15 protein-coding genes are annotated in these 20,257 nt (G+C 71.9%); 9 read left to right on the top strand and 6 right to left on the bottom strand.

Annotation, left to right across the window (positions count from 1 at the left end; all coding sequences use genetic code 11):
* Positions 1 to 1,621 (top strand): MFS transporter (locus E1285_RS31605; RefSeq protein ID WP_243723179.1); only part of this gene is annotated, 1,621 nt, incomplete at its 5' end.
* Between the two features lie 42 nt (positions 1,622 to 1,663).
* On the opposite strand, the gene E1285_RS31600 is transcribed toward E1285_RS31605, so the two are convergent.
* The 3 genes from E1285_RS31600 to E1285_RS31590 form a co-directional block, all read right to left on the bottom strand.
* Positions 1,664 to 2,164: a DUF6113 family protein gene (locus tag E1285_RS31600; protein WP_132158232.1), complete on the bottom strand. Its 501-nt coding sequence runs from the start codon at positions 2,162 to 2,164 to the stop codon at positions 1,664 to 1,666.
* A gap of 22 nt (positions 2,165 to 2,186) precedes the next feature.
* Positions 2,187 to 3,146 (bottom strand): N-acetyl-1-D-myo-inositol-2-amino-2-deoxy-alpha-D-glucopyranoside deacetylase, encoded by a 960-nt coding sequence (gene mshB / locus E1285_RS31595; protein ID WP_132158231.1) that lies wholly within the window; start codon positions 3,144 to 3,146, stop codon positions 2,187 to 2,189.
* Between the two features lie 123 nt (positions 3,147 to 3,269).
* Complete coding sequence (locus E1285_RS31590; protein WP_132158230.1) at positions 3,270 to 4,712, bottom strand: serine/threonine-protein kinase; 1,443 nt, start codon at positions 4,710 to 4,712, stop codon at positions 3,270 to 3,272.
* Between the two features lie 193 nt (positions 4,713 to 4,905).
* Here E1285_RS31590 and E1285_RS31585 point away from each other — a divergent pair, with 193 nt between their 5' ends.
* Positions 4,906 to 6,987: a prolyl oligopeptidase family serine peptidase gene (locus E1285_RS31585; protein WP_132158229.1), complete on the top strand. Its 2,082-nt coding sequence runs from the start codon at positions 4,906 to 4,908 to the stop codon at positions 6,985 to 6,987.
* 5 nt (positions 6,988 to 6,992) lie between these two features.
* Here the strand turns inward: E1285_RS31585 and E1285_RS31580 are convergent, their stop codons facing one another.
* Positions 6,993 to 8,774 carry an ABC transporter ATP-binding protein gene (locus E1285_RS31580; protein ID WP_132158228.1) on the bottom strand — a complete coding sequence of 594 codons (1,782 nt, stop codon included), beginning with the start codon at positions 8,772 to 8,774 and terminating at the stop codon, positions 6,993 to 6,995.
* A complete protein-coding gene (locus E1285_RS31575) occupies positions 8,771 to 10,570 on the bottom strand; it encodes an ABC transporter ATP-binding protein (protein WP_132158227.1) in 1,800 nt (599 codons plus the stop codon). Before E1285_RS31575 ends, E1285_RS31580 begins: the two co-directional genes overlap by 4 nt.
* A gap of 355 nt (positions 10,571 to 10,925) precedes the next feature.
* On the opposite strand from E1285_RS31575, the gene E1285_RS31570 reads away from it, so the two are divergent.
* From E1285_RS31570 to E1285_RS31540, 7 genes are all read left to right on the top strand, one after another.
* Positions 10,926 to 12,191, top strand: a complete 1,266-nt coding sequence (locus E1285_RS31570) for a SpoIIE family protein phosphatase (RefSeq protein ID WP_243723178.1) — start codon at positions 10,926 to 10,928, stop codon at positions 12,189 to 12,191.
* 200 nt (positions 12,192 to 12,391) lie between these two features.
* Entirely contained in the window at positions 12,392 to 13,084 is a 693-nt protein-coding gene (locus E1285_RS31565; protein ID WP_132158225.1) for a succinate dehydrogenase cytochrome b subunit, read from the top strand.
* 2 nt (positions 13,085 to 13,086) lie between these two features.
* Complete coding sequence (locus tag E1285_RS31560) at positions 13,087 to 15,054, top strand: fumarate reductase/succinate dehydrogenase flavoprotein subunit (protein ID WP_132158233.1); 1,968 nt, start codon at positions 13,087 to 13,089, stop codon at positions 15,052 to 15,054.
* 19 nt (positions 15,055 to 15,073) lie between these two features.
* On the top strand, positions 15,074 to 15,826 hold the full coding sequence (locus tag E1285_RS31555) for a succinate dehydrogenase/fumarate reductase iron-sulfur subunit (protein WP_132158224.1): 753 nt from the start codon (positions 15,074 to 15,076) through the stop codon (positions 15,824 to 15,826).
* Positions 15,827 to 15,902: 76 nt separating this feature from the next.
* Complete coding sequence (locus E1285_RS31550; RefSeq protein WP_132158223.1) at positions 15,903 to 16,649, top strand: arginase family protein; 747 nt, start codon at positions 15,903 to 15,905, stop codon at positions 16,647 to 16,649.
* 146 nt (positions 16,650 to 16,795) lie between these two features.
* The gene (locus E1285_RS31545) at positions 16,796 to 18,505 is read left to right on the top strand and encodes a tetratricopeptide repeat protein (protein WP_132158222.1); all 1,710 of its coding nucleotides are present in this window, start codon (positions 16,796 to 16,798) and stop codon (positions 18,503 to 18,505) included.
* Between the two features lie 5 nt (positions 18,506 to 18,510).
* Entirely contained in the window at positions 18,511 to 19,104 is a 594-nt protein-coding gene (locus E1285_RS31540) for a hypothetical protein (RefSeq protein ID WP_132158221.1), read from the top strand.
* 67 nt (positions 19,105 to 19,171) lie between these two features.
* Here E1285_RS31540 and E1285_RS31535 read toward each other — a convergent pair whose 3' ends face one another.
* On the bottom strand, positions 19,172 to 20,173 hold the full coding sequence (locus E1285_RS31535) for a LysR substrate-binding domain-containing protein (RefSeq protein WP_132158220.1): 1,002 nt from the start codon (positions 20,171 to 20,173) through the stop codon (positions 19,172 to 19,174).
* Between the last annotated feature and the right edge of the window lie 84 nt (positions 20,174 to 20,257).

Below are 20,257 nucleotides of genomic sequence, written 5' to 3'. Positions count from 1 at the left end.
GGCTGCAGGACGGTGGCGGGGGAATCCTTGGGCGATCCTGCTGACGCTCTCCCTCGGCTTCTTCATGACACTGCTCGACCTGACGATCGTGAACATCGCGATCCCGAGCATGCTCGACCAGCTGGACGCCTCGCTCGACCAGATCCTGTGGGTCGTCAACGCCTACATCCTGGTGCTGGCCGTCCTGCTGATCACCGCCGGGCGGCTCGGTGACCTGTGGGGCAAGAAGAACCTGTTCATCGCGGGTGTCGCGCTGTTCACGCTGTCCAGCCTCGCCTGCGGCGTCGCGCAGGACCCGACCCAGCTGATCGCCGCCCGCGCCGTGCAGGGCCTCGGCGCGGCGCTGCTGATGCCGCAGACCATGTCGATCATCATCGCCGTGTTCCCGGCGGACCGGCGCGGCGCCGCCCTCGGCATCTGGGGCGCGGTCGCCGGGGTGTCCACGGTCGCCGGCCCGACCATCGGCGGCCTGCTGGTCACCAGCCTCGACTGGCGGTGGATCTTCTTCGTGAACCTGCCGGTCGGCGCCCTCGTGCTGGTCATGGCCGTGATCGTCCTGCCCGGCCACACCCGCACGGTGCGGCACCGCTTCGACCTGACCGGCGTCCTGCTGGCGTCCGCGGCGCTGTTCTGCCTGACGTTCGCGCTCACCGAGGGCCAGAAGCACGACTGGAACGCATGGATCTGGGGCCTGATCGCGGCCGGCGGCGCGCTGTTCGCCGCCTTCGCCGCCCACCAGCGCACCCGGCAGGGCCGCGAGCCGCTCGTCCCGTTCTCGCTGTTCCAGGACCGCAACTTCACCGTCCTGAACTTCGTCGGCGCGGCCGTGTCGATCGGCATGATCGGCGTCTTCCTCCCGATGACGATCTACCTGCAGTCGGTGCTGGGCTACAGCGCCCTCCAGGCGGGACTCATCCTGGCGCCCGCCTCCGCGCTGTCGGCGGTCCTCTCGCCCTTCGCGGGCCGGCTGTCCGACCGCATCGGCGGCAAGTACATCCTCGTCCCCGGCCTCGGCCTCTACGCCGCGGGCATTCTGTGGCTCGCGATCGTCTCCGACGTGGGGGCGCACTGGACCGTGTTCATCGCCCCGGTCACCGTGATCGGGTTCGGGATCAGCGGCGTGTTCCCGCCGATGACCACCGAGGCCACCCGGAACGTCCCGCCGCGGCTCGCGGGCGCCGCTTCCGGCGTCACCAACACGATCCGGCAGGTCGGCGCCGTCCTCGGCAGCGCGGCAGTGGGCGCCGTCATGCAGAACCGGCTCGCGGCCGCCCTCGAGGACGAGGCGACGGCCCGGTCGTCGGCCCTGCCGCCCGAGCTGCGCGACGGCTTCGTGGACGGCTTCGCCGGCGCAGCCGAGGGCGGCCTGGAAGTGGGCGCGGCGGCCCAGGACGGCTCCCAGCAGCAGGCACCGCCCGGCGTCCCCCAGGACGTCGCGGACCGCATCCAGGAGCTCGCCTCCCAGGTGTACTCGCACGGCTTCGTGCACGCCCTGCCGCCGACGCTGGCGCTGCCGATCACGTTCATCACGCTCAGCGCGTTCGCGTGCCTCTTCCTCAGGAACCACCGCAGCGGCGCCCTCGTCAAGGTCGAGCCGGAGAAGGCCGCACTGCCCTCCTGAACCGGCGCGGCCTCCCGGCCCCGGGCTCTTGGCTGAGTACAGCTAGCCGCGGGTGCGGGCGGCCTTTCCGAGGAGCCAGTCGCCCGGCGGGCGGGCCGCGGGTACCAGCATGACCCCCGCCACGGCGGCCAGCATCCCGCCGATGATGAAGATGTATCCGGCGGTCGTCCCGGGGACGATGAGGTCGCCCTCGGGACGGCGCATCGACATCACGAACGCCACGAGGCCCCACATGACGGCGGGGACCGTCGCGCCGAGCCGTCCCCCCATGCCCGTCCCGGCCAGCCGGACCATGACGAAGACCAACCCCACCAGGACGATCGAGGCGGCCGGCACCGGGCCGGCGGTCCAGTTCTGCGCGAACGAGCCGAGCAGCCCGAACACGGCGCCGAGCAGGCCGAGGGCGGCGTAGGCGGCGCCGGACAGGAACGCGTCGAGCGGCGCCTCACCGTCCGGGCGTTCCATGCCGGGATCGGCAGCGGCACCGTCTGCCGGAAGGCCGTTCTTAGCCAGGCTCACCTGGGACTCGTCGTCCTCGTCCACGCCCGTCAGCGTATCGAGCCGTTCAGGCGTCCGGGCCGGTGAGCCCGGCGAACAGGTCCCTCTCGCGGCGCCCGGGGCCCAGCGGCCCCAGCTCACCGGCCTGGAGGATGAAGTGCTCGGTGCCGAACGCCTGCTGGCCCAGGTTGTTCGACAGCGCGAAGAACGGCCCGGCCTCCTCGGGCGCCACGATGATCTGGGTGCGGTGTGCGCGCAGGGCGGCGAGCTTGGCGGGCAGGTGGGCGCGGCCGTCCACGACCGAGGTGACCTGGCCGTCGGGGACGCCGGAGCCCAGCTCGTCCAGCCCGGCGACGCGGGCGAACGGCAGTTTCGCCTCCCGCATCACCGCGATCGCGCGGGCCAGGACGGTCCGCGGGGTGGCGTAGGCGTAGAACTTGGACGCCCGCCACGGTTCCGCCCCCTGTTCGTGGACGCCGTGTTCGTGAACGCCGTGTTCGTTGACGCCGTGCTGGTGGACGGGGCCCTCGTGGGCGGGGTCGGCCGCCAGCTCGTACGCACGCCACGCGACGCGGTGCGCCTGGATGTGGTCGGGGTGGCCGTAGTTGCCGCGCTCGTCGTAGGTGACGATCACGTGCGGCCGGACCTCCCGGATGACCGGGACGAGGTCCAGCGCCGCGGTCTCGACGTCGGCCCGCCAGAAGCAGCGGGGATGGTCGTTCGAGGGGGCGCCCATCATGCCGGAGTCGCGCCAGCGGCCCGGTCCGCCCAGGAAGCGGTGGTCGCTCACGCCGAGCGCCGCGCACGCCTCCGCGAGCTCCCCGATCCGGTACTCGCCCAGGCGGTCCTCCTTGTCGGACGCCAGGTGGCGCAGGTCCTCGGGGATGACCTCGCCCTCCTCACCCAGCGTGCAGGTGACCAGGCATACGTGGGCGCCCTCGGCGGCGTATTTGGCCATGGTCGCCCCGGTCCCGATGGACTCGTCGTCCGGATGGGCGTGGACGAACAGGATCCGCGGCTCCTTCATAGTCAACGAGCCTACTCAGGGAACGGCACCCAGGTGATGACCGCCCTGCACGGAGCGGCCCTCCGCACATCACGATCCGGCACCACGGGCCCCACCACGGCCCCACCACGGGATCGCCGTGGCTCAGTCGCCTCCGCCTCCGCCGGGACCACCGCCGCCGCCACCGCCGCCGCCGGGGCCACCACCGCCGCCGCCATCGCCGGTGGGCGGCGGGTCGTCCGGAGTGGTCGTCGGCGGGTCGTCCGGAGTGGTCGTGGGCGGGTCGTCCGGCGGGGGCGTCGTCGGGTCCTGCGTCGGGAAGGACGTCTGCGGCGGCGGCGTGTTCTCGCGCGTCCGGGTCCGGGTCGGCGTCGGTTCCTGCTCGGTCTCCTCGTCGGTCGGGGTCTCCTCGACCGACGCGGAGTCGGTGACCGACGGCGTGACGGGCGAGTTCGGGGAGTCGCCCCCTCGGGTCGACATGAACAGGCCCACGACCACCGCCACCGCGACGATGCCCGCGATGGCCGCGACGATCGGCCACTTGGACTTGCGCTCGGGCTCCCACTCGTCGTAGCGGCCGCGTCCGGCGCCGCCGCCGGCGCCGTACGGGGGCTGCGCGGGCGGCAGGTTCCCGGTGTAGTCGCGGGGCGCGACCGGGCGGGTCCCCTGGCCCGGCGCACCGGCCATCATCCCCGCTGCGGCCCCGCCCGCGGCGAGCGTCGAGCCCTCCGCGAGCATCGTGGTGGCCTGCGCGGGGTCGTCCATGCGGGTCTGCCCGGCGCCGCCCGGACCGCTGCCGATCAGCGCCATCATGAGCTGCTGCGCGGTCGGCCGCCGCTCCGGCTCCTTGACCAGGCACGCCCCGATCAGGCGGTGCAGGTTCTCCGGGACGCCCTCCAGCGACGGCGGCTCGTGCATCACCCGGTTGATCACCGCGACGACGGTGTCGTCGCCGAACGGCGGCCGTCCGGTTGCGGCGAACACCATCGTGGTCGCCCACGCCCACACGTCCACGGCCTCGGTGAGCGTGGCGCCCGCCACCTGCTCGGGCGCCATGTAGGAGGGGGTGCCGATCGCCTTGGTCGCGGCGGTCTGCCCGGTGTCCAGGGCCCGCGCGATCCCGAAGTCGATCACCCGCGGGCCGTCCGGCGCCATGATCACGTTGTGCGGCTTGAAGTCGCGGTGCACGATCCCGGCCTGGTGGATCGCGACCAGCGCGGTCGCGGTGCCGATCGCGAGCCGGTCCAGCGCCGCGCCGATGATCGGACCGGTCTCGGTGATCTGCTTGTACAGCGACGGGCCCGGCACGTACTCGCTGGCGATGTAGGGCTGGTCGCCCGCGACGTCGGCCTCCAGGACCTGCGCGGTGCAGAACCGCGCCACCTGCTTGGCCGCCTGCGCCTCACGGACGAACCGGTTGCGCGCCATCGTGTCGCCGGCGAGGTCCGCACGCAGAAGTTTGATCGCGGCCTTGTTCCCGGAGGGGTCGACACCCGCGTAGACGACGCCTTGGCCGCCTTCACCGAGCCGTTCGACGATCTCGTACGAGCCAAGCCGCTGGGGATCTCCCGGCTGCAGCTCCGGCATTGACACTCCTCAAGCCCGCGACGACGAAAGTGTTTGGGGAAGCTTTGAGCTTACGCGAGCGCCGACCCGGGCACGGGCCATTCCCCGCCCATCATGTGACGACCCGTGATCATACGGCCCGGGAGGCCACCATGCCCCGTACTTCGGCACCGTCACCGAACGGATCGAGCCCCTACTGGCAGACTCGGATGCCATGAGCATCAGCTATCCGCGGCAGAGCGCCCGCACGCGAAGGTTCAGCCTGGGCGTTCCGCGCGCTTTCCAGATCGCGCCGGACGAGACACGCGTCGCGTTCCTGCGCACCAGGGCGGGCGACGACCCGGTGACCTGCCTGTGGACGCTGGACACCGCCACCGGGGAGGAGCGCTGCGTCGCCGACCCCGCGGCGCTGGACGTCCCGGGCGAGGAGAACCTGCCCGCCGAGGAGCGGGCCCGGCGCGAGCGTGCCCGCGAGCAGGCGGGCGGCATCGTCGGGTACGCCACCGACCGCGCCATGCGGCAGGCCGTCTTCACGCTGGGCGGACGCCTCTACGTCGCCGACCTGGACACCGCGCTCGTCCGCGAGCTGCCCGCCCAGGCGCCCGTCTTCGACCCTCGTCCCGACCCGGCCGGACGCCGCATCGCGTACGTGTCGGGGCGGACGCTGCGGCTGATCGAGATGGACGGCACGGACGACCGGGCGCTGGTCCAGCCGGAGTCGGACCAGGTCTCCTACGGCCTCGCCGAGTTCGTCGCGGCCGAGGAGATGGGCCGGATGCGCGGCCACTGGTGGTCCCCGGACGGCGGGACGCTGCTCGTCGCCCGGGTCGACGAGACCCCGGTGCAGCGCTGGCACATCGCCGACCCCGCCAACCCCGACGCCGCACCCGCCGAGATCGCCTACCCGGCCGCGGGCACCCCGAACGCGATGGTGTCGCTGGCGCTGCTCAAGGTCGACGGCGGCCGGCTCGGCGTCGCCTGGGACCGCGGCATGTTCCCCTACGTCGTGACGGCCTCCTGGGACCGGCACGGCCTGCTGATCGTCGTCCAGCCGCGCGACCAGCGGGTCCAGCGGGTGCTGCGGGTCGACCCGTCCAACGGGGAGACGGCCCTCCTGCACAACGAGCACGACCCGGTGTGGACGGAGATCGTCCCCGGCCTGCCCGCCCGGACCGGCGGCGGCGACCTCGTCTGGGCCACCGAGGACCGCGAGGCCGGCACGCGCCGGATCACCGTCGCGGGCACGCCCGTCACGCCCCCCGGCCTGCAGATCCGGTCGGTGCTCGGGGTGGACGGCGACGCGATCCTGTTCACCGCCTCGGAGGACCCCACCGAGATCCACCTCTACTCCTGCGCGGGCGGCGAGGTGACGAAAATCACCGAGGGGCAGGGCGTCTTCGGCGGCGTCCGCTCGGGCGGGATCACCGTGGTCACGGGAGCGCGGCTGGACCGTCCCGGCACGGAGATCGAGGTTCGCACGCCGTCCGGTGTCCACCCGGTGGTGTCTCTCGCCGAGACGCCGGTGATCACTCCGCGGGTGGAGCTGCTGCGGTCGGGGGACCGCGAGATCCGCACGGCCGTGCTGCTGCCGTCCGGCTGGCGGTCCGGCGACGGCCGCCTGCCCGTCCTCATGGACCCCTACGGCGGGCCGCACGCGCAGCGCGTCCTCGCCGTCCAGCGGGCGTACTGCGAGCCGCAGTGGCTCGCCGACCAGGGCTTCGCCGTGGTCATCGCCGACGGCCGCGGCACGCCGGGACGCGGGCCCGGCTGGGAACGCGCCGTCCACGGCGACTTCGTGGAGCCGATCCTGGAGGACCAGATCACCGCGCTGATCGAGGCGGCGCGCCGGCATCCCGCCGCGTTCGACCTCGACCGCGTCGCCATCCGCGGCTGGTCGTTCGGCGGCTGGCTGGCGGGCCTGGCGGTGCTGCGCCGACCGGACGTCTTCCACGCCGGCATCGCGGGCGCGCCGGTCACCGACTGGCGCCTGTACGACACCCACTACACCGAGCGCTACCTGGGCCACCCTGACGAGGAGCCGGAGAACTACACCGCCAACTCCCTCATCGAGATGGCCGGGGAGCTGAAGCGCCCCCTCATGATCATCCATGGGCTGGCGGACGACAACGTCGTCGCCGCGCACACGCTCCGCCTGTCCTCCGCCCTCCTGGCCGCGGGACGCCCGCACACCGTCCTGCCGTTGTCAGGCGTGACCCACATGACCCCGCAAGAGGTGGTGGCGGAGAACCTCCTGCACCTACAGGTCGACTACCTCAAGCAGTCGCTCTCCCGCTGACCTGTTCAGGTTCCGTGCCAGGAGCGCCACAGGGCGGCGTAGGAGCCGTTCGCGGCGATCAGTTCGTCGTGGGTGCCGAGTTCGGTGATGCGGCCGTCCTCCACCACGGCCACGCGGTCGGCGTCGTGGGCGGTGTGGAGGCGGTGGGCGATCGCGACCACGGTCCGGCCGTCCAGGACGGCGGCGAGCGAGCGCTCCAGGCGGCGGGCGGCGCGCGGGTCGAGGAGCGAGGTCGCCTCGTCCAGGACGAGGGTGTGCGGGTCGGCCAGGACCAGCCTGGCGAGCGCCAGCTGCTGCGCCTGGGCGGGCGTCAGCGTCGCGCCGCCGGAGCCGACGAGCGCGCCGAGGGCGGGGCCGTCCCAGTCGACCGCCTCCAGAACCCGCTCCATCTCGGTGTCGGACGCGCCCGCGCGGGCCATCACGAGGTTCTCGCGGAGCGTCCCGCGGAACACGTGGTGCTCCTGGGTGACCAGTGCGACGTGGGAGCGCAGGTCGTCCAGCCCCAGTTCGACCAGCGGGACGCCGCCGTCCGAACCGCTCTCCCCCGAGGGGGGACGACCCCCCACACCCCCCGGCGCGCCTCCGGCGCCTATGGTGACCGAGCCCGATCGCGGGCCGTCGACACCGGCGAGCAGGCGGCCGAGCGTGGACTTTCCGGCGCCGCTGGGGCCGACCATCGCGAGACGTTCGCCGGGTCTCAGGTCGAGGTCCACGCCGTGCAGCACATCCGAGCCGGGGCGGTAGGAGTAGCGGACGCCGCGTGCCGTGAGCCGCTCCCCCGACGGGCTGCGGCCGTTCGGCGTGCGGTCCGGCGGGACGTTGCCGACGCCGAGCAGGCGGGCCAGGGACGCGCCGCCGAGCTGCAGTTCGTCCAGCCACGACAGCATCGTGTCCACCGGCTCGATGAGCTGCTGCGCGTACAGGGTCGCGGCGGTCACCTGCGCCAGCGACGCCATGTCGTTGATGTAGAGGAGGCCGCCGCACAGCAGCGTCGCCACGACGGGCAGCACGAAACCGATCTCGGCGATCGGGAACAGGACCGTGCGCAGCCGCAGCGTGTAGCGCTCGGCCTTGTACGAGGCGGCGATGTCGGCGTCGCTTCGCGCGTGCCGGCGGCCGGCGAGGCCGAGCGCCTCGACCGTCCGGGCGCCCTGGACGGTCTCGGTGAGCCCGCCGGCGATGTGCGACCACGCCTCGTTCTCCCGCAGGTAGCCGCGGTGGGCGCGGGGCAGGTACCAGCGCATCACCGCCCACAGCAGCGGGACGGCGATCAGGGCGGGCAGCGCGACGAGCGGGCCGTTCAGCAGCAGCGCGCCGACCGTGAACGCGCAGACGACGATGGCGATGACCGTTTCCGGCATCGCGTAGCGGGCGGAGGTGCTCAGAGCGTCCACGTCCCGGGACGCGCGGGTGACCAGGTCGCCGGTGCCCGCGCGCTCGACCCTCGACAGCGGCAGCGCCAGGACGCGGTCGACGAATTCCTCGCGCAGGCCGGCCAGCACCCGTTCGCCGAGTCTCGCGGAGGCGAAGTAGGCGTACCTGGTCAGGACGGCCTGGACGATGACGAACGCGGCGATGGCCAGCCCGGTCGTGTCGATGTCGGCCCGGCCGTCGCGGACGTCCTCGACCAGGGCGCCGAGGAGGCGCGGCGTCACGAGGCCCGTGGCGGCCGCCAGCGCGTGTAGGGCGAGGACCACGGCGAGGTCCCGGGGGTACCGCAGGACGAGACGCCGCGCGTACGCCCGCACCTGCGGGGGCGTCGCCACCGGCAATGTCTCGGCGCTCACGTCTCGGCCCTTTCCACGGTCTCTTCCCTTGGCGAGGCCTGTTCCCTGGTTGAGGCCTCTTCCCTGGTCGAGGCCTCTTTCCTTGGCGAGGTCTCTTCCCTTGGCGAGGCCTCTTCCCTGGTCACCGTGGCCGTGTAGCGGGGCTCGATGTCCAGCAGGTCACGGTGGGTTCCCTCCGCCGTCACCTGGCCGTCATGGACGAAGGCCACGTGGTCGGCGCGGGCCAGCATGAGCGGGCTCGTCGTGCACACCACCGTGGTGCGCCCCGCGCGCGCTGGGCCGAGCCGGTCGGCGATGCGCGCCTCCGTGTGCGCGTCCACCGCGCTGGTCGGCTCCACCAGGACGAGGACGTCCGGATCGGCGACGAGTGCCCGTGCCAGGCGGAGTCGTTGTTGCTGGCCGCCGGAGAACTCCCGTCCCGCCTCGACCACGTGCGCGTCCAAGCCGACGGAGTCGACGATGTCCTCGGCGCAGGCGGCACGGACGGCGGCGTTGAGCGCGGCGCCGCCGGCTTTCGGGCCGCGTTCCGGCGCGAGGCTCTCGGCGAGCCGCCCGGAGAAGAGGCGGTCCTCGTTCACGGCGACGAGGATCCGCCGCCGGACGTCCGCGACGGTGTCCAGCGGGACGCCGCCGTAGTCGACCGCGCCCCGCCGGTACCGTCCGAGCCGGTCGGCGATGGCCTGCGCGTCGCGCGGGTCGTCCGCCGCGATCGCGGTGACCCGGCCGGGACGCACGACCAGCCCGGAGGCGATGTCGGTCATCTCGGCCGGCGCCGCCGGGCGTGCCGTCCCGGTGTGCGGCAGCTCCGGCTCGATGTCCAGCAGGGCGGTGACCCTGCCCGCCGCGACCAGTCCCTGGGTGATCCGGCCCGCGGCCTCCCCGAGGGTCTTCAGCGGGACGATCAGGAACACCGCGTAGCCGTAGAACGTGACCAGCTCCCCCACGCCGATCGTCCCCTGGACGGCGAACCGGGCCCCGGCCCAGGTCACCAGCGCGATCAGCAGGCCGGGCAGCAGCACCTCGGCGCCGTTCAGCCGCGTCTCGGCCCGCGCGGCCGCCACCCCGGCCGCCCGGACCCGCTGCGACTCGGCGCGGTAGCGGCCGGAGAACAGCGCCTCGCCGCCGATGCCGCGCAGCACCCGCAGGCCCGCGACCAGGTCGGTGGTGTGCGTGGACAGCTCGCCGACCAGCTCGCGGTGCGCCAGCTCCCGGTCCCGGAGGGGACGCAGCAGCGGTGCGGCGATCACCAGGATCAGCGGGACGCCCACCAGCACGATCAGGCCGAGCGGCGGCGAGGTGGACAGCAGGATGCCGGCGACGGCGACGATGGCGACCACGGCGCCCGCCCCGCGGGAGACGATGTCCAGGGCCCCGCCGATGTGGTTGACGTCGGTCATGCCGGCGCTCACCACCTCGCCCGCGCTCAGCCGCTTCGGCAGCGTCCCGCCGAGCCGGGTGGCCTGCCGGGTGACGAGCTGGGCCGTCCGGTAGGAGGCGGCCAGCCAGTTGTACGTCGCGAACCGGTGCCGGACGGCCCCCGTCACGGCCTGCACGACGCCGAGGGCGAGGAGCGCGGCGGCCCACGCCACGAGCGCGCTCTCGTCCCGCGCCACGACGCCGTCGCCGAGGGCGCGGCCGATCGCGGCGGGCATCAGGGCCTGGCTGAGCATCCAGACCACGCCGAGGACCGCGCCCGCGGTGGCGGTGCGCCACTGGACGCGCAGCAGCCACAGCAGGTAGCGCGCGGGGGATCTGTGGTCGGGCGTGCCAGGATCTTTTTCCGGCAACGGCTTCACAGACGAAGGTTATGTAGCCGGACACCCGGAGTTCGACTGGTTTTTCGGCGATGGCGGCTGGTTCCGGCCTGTCCGCAAATACCCGCCCGGACGCGTCCGGGGGGTGCGTGCTCCGGCGCGGACACGCTAAGGTCTGGATCAACGGAGCGACGCTTCTTCCCGCTCCTTGAGCCGGGACTCCGGCGGCTAGGCCAATGCCGCTCCCCCGGCGCGGCCCCGTCCCGCTCCCCAGCGGGAATAAAGCCGAGCGCCACAGCCGTTGCCATGTGAACGATTTTCGTCCTCGGAAGGCACTTGCGGCCAGGTCACCGGGCCGGACGAAAGCCGTTCAGCCAGCCGACTTTCCGGAAGCCTTGTGAGCACCATCAGTCAGCAGACGTATCCCTTCACGCCGGGAGCCGAGGACAGGATCGACCTGCTCCTCATCGACGACGACCCCGGCGACGTCCTCATGGTCGAGAAGATGCTCGCCGAGAGCGGCGTCGACGTCGAGATCAGCGTCGCCGGCGACCTGTCCGCCGCCAGGCGGACGCTGACGCGCCGCACCCAGTGCATCCTCGTGGACCTGTCCGCCCCCGGCATCGACGGGCTGGACGGCCTGCGGCAGGTGCTCGCCCTCCCCAGCCCCGCCGCCGTCGTCGTCCTCACCGGGTTGGACGACGCCCACCTGGGCGTGCAGGCCGTCGCCGCGGGCGCCGAGGACTACCTGGTCAAGCAGGAGGTGGACGCGCCGCTGCTGGCCCGCGCGATCCGCTACGCCATCGAGCGCAAGCGCTCGGAGGAGACCGAGCGGCGGCTCGTCGAGGCCCGCATCCTCGGCCGCGAGAACGCCCGGCTGGAGCGCGGCCTGCTGCCCGTCCCGCTGATCGACGACCCGTCGCTGCGGCACCACACCCGCTACCGGCCCGGCCGGCGGCGGGCGCTGCTCGGCGGCGACTTCTACGACACCGTGCAGACCGAGGGCGGCGCGGTCCACCTGATGATCGGGGACGTGTGCGGGCACGGCCCGGACGAGGCGGCCCTCGGCGTCCAGCTCCGGATGGCGTGGCGGACGCTCGTGCTGGCCGGGCACACCGGCGAGCAGCTCCTCGGCACCCTGGACACCGTCCTCGGCCACGAGCGGCGCAGCGAGGAGATCTTCACCACCCTCTGCATGATCACGATCGCGCCGTCGCGGCGGACGGCCCGGATGCACCTGGCCGGCCATCCCGCGCCGCTGCTGTTCCGCGACGAGGGGGCCACCGGAGGGCCGGCCGGAGGGGGCGGGTTCGAGGTGGCGGCGCTGCCCGACTACGCGCACGGCCCGGCGCTCGGCCTGCTGCCCGGCGCCGAGTGGCCCACCACCGAGATCGACCTCGGCGAGTCCTGGGCGCTGATGCTCTACACCGACGGCCTGATCGAGGGGAAGGTCGACGAGGGCTCCGACCGGCTCGGCACCGACGGGCTGGTCGAACTGGCCCGCGGGGCACGCGGCGGCGGCGCGACGGGGCGGTCCCTCATCGACGAGCTCGTCACCGAGGTGGAGCGCCTCAACGGCGACTCCTTGACCGACGACCTGGCCGTCCTCCTGCTGTCCCGGCAGGATGCCGAGGGGGCGGTGGGGCGTCCGGCGCGGTTCTGACCAGGTGCCTTTGACCTTCGTCAATGTCTTCTGCGTCACTTGAGGGAGAAGTTCCGGAACGTCCTGTGAAGTCACTCACCGCCCTGTTCGTCCGGGAACGGCCTCAGTACCCGTTCCGCTGCACCCATAGCCCAGGGCTATCGAAACGAGTGCGTTGATGACTTGGAACTCTCGGCCCAGGCCGACGTAGCTTTCGCCATGTGGCTATAGCGATACCCGCGATCTACCGATCGACAGTCGGCAAGAAGGCCGTCATGGCCGTGACCGGCGTAATCCTCGTGCTGTTCCTGATCTCGCACATGATCGGGAACCTGAAGATCTTCTACGGCGCGGAGGACTTCAACCACTACGCGCACTGGCTGCGCACGATCGGCGAGCCCGCGGTACCGCGCCGCACCGTCCTGACGCTCATCGAGATCGTCCTGGCGGTGGCGGTCGTCCTGCACATGTGGTCGGCGGTGTCGCTGGCCCGCCGCGCGTCGGCCGCGCGTCCCGTCAAGTACCAGTCGAAGAAGAACAAGTCGCACGCGCAGGGCTATGCCACCCGCACGATGCGGTACGGCGGCGTCATCATCGCGTTCTACATCGTCTGGCACCTGCTGGACCTCACGTTCTTCGTCGTGAACCCGCTCGGCGCCGACGACACCCCCTACCAGCGGATGATCGCCGGCTTCGACCCGTCCCGCTGGTACATCACCGCCTTCTACGTCGTCGCGGTGGTCCTCGTGGGCCTGCACCTCCACCACGGCATCTGGAGCGCCTTCCAGACCCTCGGGCTGCGCACCCCGCGCAGTGAACGCCTCCTCCGCGGCCTGGCCGTGAGCGTCGCCGTACTCCTGACGCTCGGCTTCACCGCCGTCCCCGTCTCCATCACGTTCGGATGGGTGAGCTGAACATGATCGACAGCTTCTACAGGTCCGGCGAGCCGATCGCCGACGCCAAGGCCCCCGCGGGCTCCATCGAGGACCGCTGGACGACCCGCAAGTTCGAGGCCAAGCAGGTCAACCCCGCCAACAAGCGCAAGAAGAAGATCATCATCATCGGGACGGGCCTGGCGGGCGGCTCGGCCGGCGCCACCCTCGGCGAGGCCGGCTACCACGTCCAGCAGTTCTGCTTCCAGGACTCCCCGCGCCGCGCCCACTCGATCGCCGCGCAGGGCGGCATCAACGCCGCCAAGAACTACCGCAACGACGGCGACAGCGTGTACCGGCTGTTCTACGAGACGGTGAAGGGCGGCGACTTCCGCTCCCGCGAGTCGAACGTGTACCGGCTCGCCGACATCTCCCGGAACATCATCGACCAGTGCGTCGCGCAGGGCGTCCCGTTCGCCCGCGAGTACGGCGGGCTGCTCGACAACCGCTCGTTCGGCGGGACGCAGGTCTCCCGCACCTTCTACGCCCGCGGGCAGACGGGCCAGCAGCTGCTGCTCGGCGCCTACCAGGCGCTGATGCGGCAGGTCGACGCCGGCAACGTCGAGCTGTACGCGCGGCACGAGATGCTCGACCTGATCATGGAGGACGGCCGGGCGCGCGGCGTCGTCGTCCGCGACCTGATCAGCGGCGAGATCAAGAACTACACGGCGGACGCGGTCGTGCTGGCGTCCGGCGGCTACGGCAACGTGTACTTCCTGTCCACGAACGCGATGGGCTCGAACGTCACCGCGTCCTGGCGCGCCCACCGGCACGGCGCGCTGTTCGCCAACCCGTGCTACACGCAGATCCACCCGACGTGCATCCCGGTCAGCGGCGACCACCAGTCCAAGCTGACGCTGATGTCGGAGTCCCTGCGCAACGACGGCCGGGTGTGGGTGCCGAAGAAAGCGCGGGGCGCGGAGACACGCGGCGCGGGGACACGCGACAGCCGCAAGCCGTCCGAGATCCCGGAGGACGAGCGCGACTACTACCTGGAGCGCATCTACCCGTCCTTCGGCAACCTCGTCCCGCGCGACATCGCGTCCCGCGCCGCGAAGAACGTGTGCGACGAGGGACGCGGCGTCGGCCCCGGCGGGCTCGGCGTCTACCTCGACTTCGCGGACGCGATCGGCCGGCTCGGCCGGGACAAGGTCGAGGCCAAGTACGGCAACCTCTTCGAGATGTACGAGCGCATCACCGGCGAGAACCCGTACGACACGCCGATGCGCATCTACCCCGCCGTCCACTACACGATGGGCGGCCTGTGGGTGGACTACGACCTGGAGTCGAGCATCCCCGGCCTGTTCGTCATCGGTGAGGCGAACTTCTCCGACCACGGCGCGAACCGCCTCGGCGCGTCCGCGCTGATGCAGGGCCTCGCGGACGGCTACTTCGTCCTGCCGAACACGATCGGCGACTACATCGCCCGCAACGAGTTCGGGCCGGTCGCGGACACCGCGGTCCTGGCGGCCGAGGAGCGGGTGACGTCGCAGATCGACAGGCTCCTGTCGGTCGACGGCGACCGGTCCGTCGACTCGTTCCACCGCGAACTGGGCCACATCATGTGGGAGTACTGCGGGATGGAACGCACCGAGGAGGGGCTGCGCAAGGCCCTCGACCTCATCCCGGCGCTGCGCCAGGAGTTCTGGGAACGCGTCAAGGTCACCGGCAAGGGCGAGGAGCTCAACCAGCAGCTGGAGAAGGCGGGCCGCGTCGCCGACTTCTTCGAGCTGGCCGAGCTGATGGTCATCGACGCGCTGCACCGCGCCGAGTCGTGCGGCGGCCACTTCCGGGCCGAGAGCCAGGACGAGGACGGCGAGGCCAAGCGCGACGACGACGGGTTCGGCTACGTCGCCGCCTGGGAGTGGGCCGGTGAGGGCGCGAAGCCCGTCCTCCACAAGGAGGCCCTGAACTTCGAATACGTCAAGCCGACGCAGCGGTCTTACAAGTAGCAGAGGTCCTACAGGAATCATGAAGCTCACACTGCGCGTCTGGCGCCAGAGCGGCCCCCGGGACAAGGGGAGGATGGTCGAGTACGAACTCGACGACGTCTCCCCGGACGCCTCCTTCCTGGAGATGCTCGACGTCCTCAACGAGAGGCTCATCGCCGAGGGCGGCGAGCCGATCGCGTTCGACCACGACTGCCGCGAGGGCATCTGCGGCATGTGCTCGCTCGTCATCAACGGCACCCCGCACGGCCCGGAGCGCGCCACCACGACCTGCCAGCTCCACATGCGCAAGTTCGAGGACGGCGAGGTCATCGACATCGAGCCGTGGCGGGCGGCGGCGTTCCCGGTCGTGAAGGACCTGGTCGTCGACCGCTCGTCGTTCGACCGGATGATCCAGGCGGGCGGCTACATCAGCGCGCCGACCGGCACCGCCCCCGAGGCGCACGCGACGCCCGTCCCGAAGCCGGACGCCGACCGCGCCTTCGAGGCCGCCGAGTGCATCGGCTGCGGCGCGTGCGTCGCGGCCTGCCCGAACGGCTCGGCCGCCCTGTTCCTCGGCGCCAAGGTCACCCACCTCGGGCTGATGCCGCAGGGGCAGCCGGAACGGTGGGACCGCGTCGTGTCCATGCTGGAGACCCACGACGAGGAGGGCTTCGGCGGCTGCACCAACACGGGCGAATGCACCGCCGCCTGCCCCAAGGGCATCCCGCTGGACGTCATCGGGCGGCTGAACCACGACTACCTGAAGGCGGCCGCGGGCGGCAAGAAGCGCTGACCCCTTCCCCCCAAGCAGGCCCCGCCCGGAGTACCGGGCGGGGCCTTTTCACGCCGGACCCTTCTACTGTGGACACATGACGATCACGCTGGTCCCTTACCACCAGGACGAACGACTGCCCGACTCGTCCTTTCCGCTTCCAGGTCCCGATTTCATCCCGGTGACGCGGGAGCTGCCGGAGGGCGACATCTGGGAGCGCCTCGCCGCGCTGTTCGAGCTGGTGTCCGCGGAGGTCACCGACCAGGTCATCGGCGGGACGAGGCCGTCGGTGGTGTCGGGCGACTGCCTGGTCGCCGAGGCCGTCCTCGCCGGCGTCCAGCGGGCGGGCGTGGACGCCTCCATCGTCTGGTTCGACGCGCACGGCGACATCCATTCGATGGAGAGCTCCACGTCGGGCTACCTGGGCGGGATGCCGCTGCGGCAGATCATCGGCGCCGATCCCGAGCTGCTCGCGGACCGGCTGGGGCTGCGCCCGCTGCCCCAGGAGCGCGCCGTCCTGGTGGACGCCCGCGACCTCGACCCGGCCGAGGCGGAGTTCCTGGCCGCGTCGCGGGTCCGGCGCTGCACGGTGGACGACGTCGTCCTGCCCGATGGTCCTCTCGTGCTCCACATCGACGTGGACGTGATCGACAAGAGCGAGCTGCCCGGCCTGAAGTACCCGGTCGGGGGCGGACCGTCGTACGAGGCGGTGCTCGCGTCGGTGCGGCGCATCATGGCCACCGGCCGCGTGGCGGCGCTGGACGTCGCCTGCCCCTGGCATCCGCCGGAAGGCGACGAGGACACCGTCCGGGCCCGTCTCCTGAGCGATCTCCTGACCGCCTAACCCGGCCACTTTCGCTTCCGCACAAAGTCCCTGACCGGGTCGAGATCTTGCAGTACGGTATGCACGTGCATAAGACAGTGCATGTGCATGGACGAATGCACGGTATTGCCGCAACGGCACTCGCGGTGCACCGGTCGATACTGTGCGTGGACGTCCAAGGCTACGGGGGCCGGACCAACCCGGACCAACTCACCGTGCGCAGGGGCCTGTTCGAGGCCCTTTCCGAGGCGCTGGCCGGATCCGGCGTACCCGAGGTGTCCTTCGAGTCGGAGGACCGCGGGGACGGCGCGCTCATCATCGTCCACCCGGACGTGCCGAAGGAACGGCTGGCCGGCCCTTTCCCCCCGAAGCTGGCGGCCGCCCTCGAACGGCACAACGGCAGCGCCCCACCGGGGGCACGCATCAAGATCCGCGTCGCCCTGCACGCCGGGGAGGTCCTCTACGACGCCCACGGTGTCACCGGCAGCGCGATCGTCACGGCGTGCCGGCTCCTGGACGCGGATCCGCTCAAGGACGCCCTGCGCGACTCCCCCGGCGCGGTCGGGCTGATCGCGTCCGACTGGTTCTACCAGGAGGTCGTCCGGCAGTGCCCGACGTGCGACGCCGACACGTACCGTCCGGTCGCGGTGTCGGTCAAGGAGACGCACACACGCGGCTGGATACGCCTCGTGGGCTGCCGCACCGCCCCCACGCGCGTCCACCGGCTCCTGTCCCTGCATCCCGGCGCGGAGATCTCGGTCCCGGCGGCCGCCGCCCTCCTCGACGTCCCCGCAGACGAGACCGGCGTCATCCTGCGCGATCTCCGCCTCGAGGAATGCGCCGAGGGCCGCTTCCGCGTACCCGCACTCGACGACGGCCTCACCGGCGCGGAACGCACCGACGCCCTCCGGCGCGTCCTGGCCTGGTACCTCGGGACCGCCGACAACGCCCGCCGCATCCTGTGCCCCGACCGCATCACCGCGACGCTCACCCTCCCGGATGCCCCCGGCCTCCCCCTCACCTTCACCTCGGCGGACGAGGCGCGCGGGTGGTGCGAGGCCGAGCGGCTCAACCTGATCGCCGCCGCCCGCGCCGCGGCCGACGAAGGCCAGCACGACATCGCGTGGCGGCTCCCGCTGGCCCTGTGGACGTTCTTCTTCCTCCGCAGCCCGTGGACCGACTGGATCGAGTCCCTCGGCGACGGCCTCGCGTCCGCCGAACACCTCGATGACGACCGCGGCATCGCCTATGCCCTCGCCGGGCTCGGTCACGCGAGCCAGCACCGCTGGAACTTCGAGGAGTCGATCGACCTCTTCGGCGCGGCCCGCGACATCTTCGTCCGGATCGGCGACCGGAGCGGTGAGGGCTGGGCCCTGCACGGCCTCGGCTACGCCTGCCGCCGCCTCCAGCGTTTCCGCGAGGCGGTCGTCCACCACGGGCGGTCCCTGCGCCTCGCCCGGGAAGCCGGGGAACGCCCGAGCACCGGCATGGCCTTGACCGCCCTCGGCTACGCGCACGCGGGACTCAACGAGTTCACCACGTCGCTCGGCTACTTCGAACAGGCCCACGCCATCGCCGCCGACCCCCACGCCGAAGGCTGGGCGCTGCACGGCCTCGGCTACTCCCGCGCCGGGCAGGGCGACTTCGACGCCGCCATCGTGCATTACAGAAAGGCCCTGGACGCCTTCCGGGAGGCGCGCGACCGCCCTGGCCAGGGCGAGACCCTTTACAACCTCGGCCGAGCCCACCTGCACATGGGACGCCATGGCGCCGCCCGCCACTGCTGGATCAGCGCCCTCGCCATCTTCGAGGACCTCCAGACACCCCAGACGGCCGGCGTCCTCGCTCGCCTCCGCTCCCTCGACCCACGATCATGAGGCCCATGACCCTCCAGGACCACATGCGCCACGCGGCCGGAGAAGCCCTGCGTTCCTTCCCGGACGCCCTTCGCCCTGACATCTACGTCATCTCGCTCCGCATCTCGCACGGCGAGTACTCGAACGTCCACCAGCTCTGGGACTATCCGTACGACCCGTACATGGCCATCGGCTACAACACGGAGGCCCACGTCCGGCAGAACCTCGAAGCGTCCTCCTCCCCGGACCCCGTGGAGTTCCGCTGGAACTACGCCTACATGCTCCTGGAGGAGTCAGGCCCAGTGGGCCACCACCCCGACGACCCAGTCGGCACGGACCTCTACCTGGACGAGGTGAAGAGCCTCGGCCTCTGGTACGAAGGCGATCTCCCCGAGGACCTAGAAGACGAGAAGTCAGAGGCCCTGTGCGCCCACTTCGACGAACTCTGCATTGACACGGCCAAGCACATGCGCTCCTCCGGCCTGATCGAAAAGACCCTTGGCCGCGACGTCCCCATCGTCGTGTTCGACATGTTCCGCCCCATCGAGCCCGAGGCGACCCAAGCCGCCAACCCTCCGCACCTCGTCCCGGACGACTACGTCACCTTCCAAACGACCTAGTTCCCACCGGCGGAGAGTCGGTATGCGCGACCCCACTGTTCGTCTTAGGTGTAGGGCCCCTAGGAGCCTAGTCGTGGACGAGGGTTTCCACGCCTGCCGGGAGGCTGCCGGCCAGGCCGGCTTCCACCAGGAACGTTTCCAAAGTGTCCTGGAAGGCGCGGGCGGCGTGGGTCAGTTCGACGTCCTTGCGGTGGGCGAGGGCGATCGTGCGGAGGAGGCCGGGACCGTGGCGGCCGCGGCGCGCCTCCTCGTCCGCCAGGACGAGCGGGGTTCCGCGCAGGCCGGGCCGTCCGGCGAGGACCATGCTGGGGACGACCGCCACCCCGAGACCGACCTCGACGAAGCGGAGGACGGCGTCCATCTCGCCTCCCTCGACCGCGAACCGGGGCTCGAACCCCGCCGCACGGCACGCGCCGATGGTCGCCTCGCGCAGGTCGTAGCCGGGACGGAACATCACCAGCGGGCGGTTCCGGAGATCCTCGATGCGCAGGTACGAGCGGCGCGGCAACTGGGCCGCCTTCAGAGAACGCTCCGGCATGCCCGGCTCGGTACCCGTCGGGGAGGCCACCACCAGGAACTCGCGCAGGATCGGGATGGTGTCCAGTGGCGGGTCACCCTGGAGAGGGAGGATGACCAGGGCCATGTCCAGGGAGCCACGGGTCAGCTCCCGGACGAGGTCCCGTGAACCGCCCTCTTCGACGAGGAGCTGGATCCCCGGATAGGCGTCGTGGAAGCGGCGCAGAACGTCCGCCAGGAGGCCCGCGCACAGGGACGGTGTAGCGCCGAGCCGTACCCGGCCACGTTTGAGGCCGGCGAGCTCCTGTACCTCCAGGCGGGCGGTGTCGACGTCGGCCAGTATGCGTTTGGCCAGTGGCAGCAGAGCCTCACCGGCCGGAGTCAGCGTGATGTTCCCCCGGGCGCGGCTGAACAGGGAGACGCTCAGCTCGGTCTCCAGCGCGCGGATCTGCTTCGACAGCGAAGGCTGCGCCACCCGCAGGATCTCCGCGGCCTGCGTGAAGTGGCGTACCTCCGCGACCGCGACGAAGTAGGCGAGCTGCTGCAACTGCACCTGCACAGAGTACGGGTCGCGTCCCTGCGCGCCCCCAGGCGGGCGTCGGGCCGGCGGGCGGGGCCCTAGCGGGCAGGCCTGGCG

It is taken from the genome of Actinomadura sp. 7K507 (assembly GCF_004348425.1).
Taxonomy (GTDB): Bacteria; Actinomycetota; Actinomycetes; order Streptosporangiales; family Streptosporangiaceae; genus Spirillospora.
The sequence above is the reverse complement of the archived record's forward strand: the minus strand, read 5'-3'. Positions and strand labels throughout refer to the sequence as shown.

Coding starts and splice junctions, on each gene's coding strand:
- E1285_RS31555 (WP_132158224.1), top strand. CDS start 15,074: ATGAAGCTCACACTGCGCGTCTGGCGCCAGAGCGGCCCCCGGGACAAG.
- E1285_RS31540 (WP_132158221.1), top strand. CDS start 18,511: ATGACCCTCCAGGACCACATGCGCCACGCGGCCGGAGAAGCCCTGCGT.
- E1285_RS31560 (WP_132158233.1), top strand. CDS start 13,087: ATGATCGACAGCTTCTACAGGTCCGGCGAGCCGATCGCCGACGCCAAG.
- E1285_RS31590 (WP_132158230.1), bottom strand. CDS start 4,712: ATGCCGGAGCTGCAGCCGGGAGATCCCCAGCGGCTTGGCTCGTACGAG.
- E1285_RS31585 (WP_132158229.1), top strand. CDS start 4,906: ATGAGCATCAGCTATCCGCGGCAGAGCGCCCGCACGCGAAGGTTCAGC.
- E1285_RS31550 (WP_132158223.1), top strand. CDS start 15,903: ATGACGATCACGCTGGTCCCTTACCACCAGGACGAACGACTGCCCGAC.
- mshB (WP_132158231.1), bottom strand. CDS start 3,146: ATGAAGGAGCCGCGGATCCTGTTCGTCCACGCCCATCCGGACGACGAG.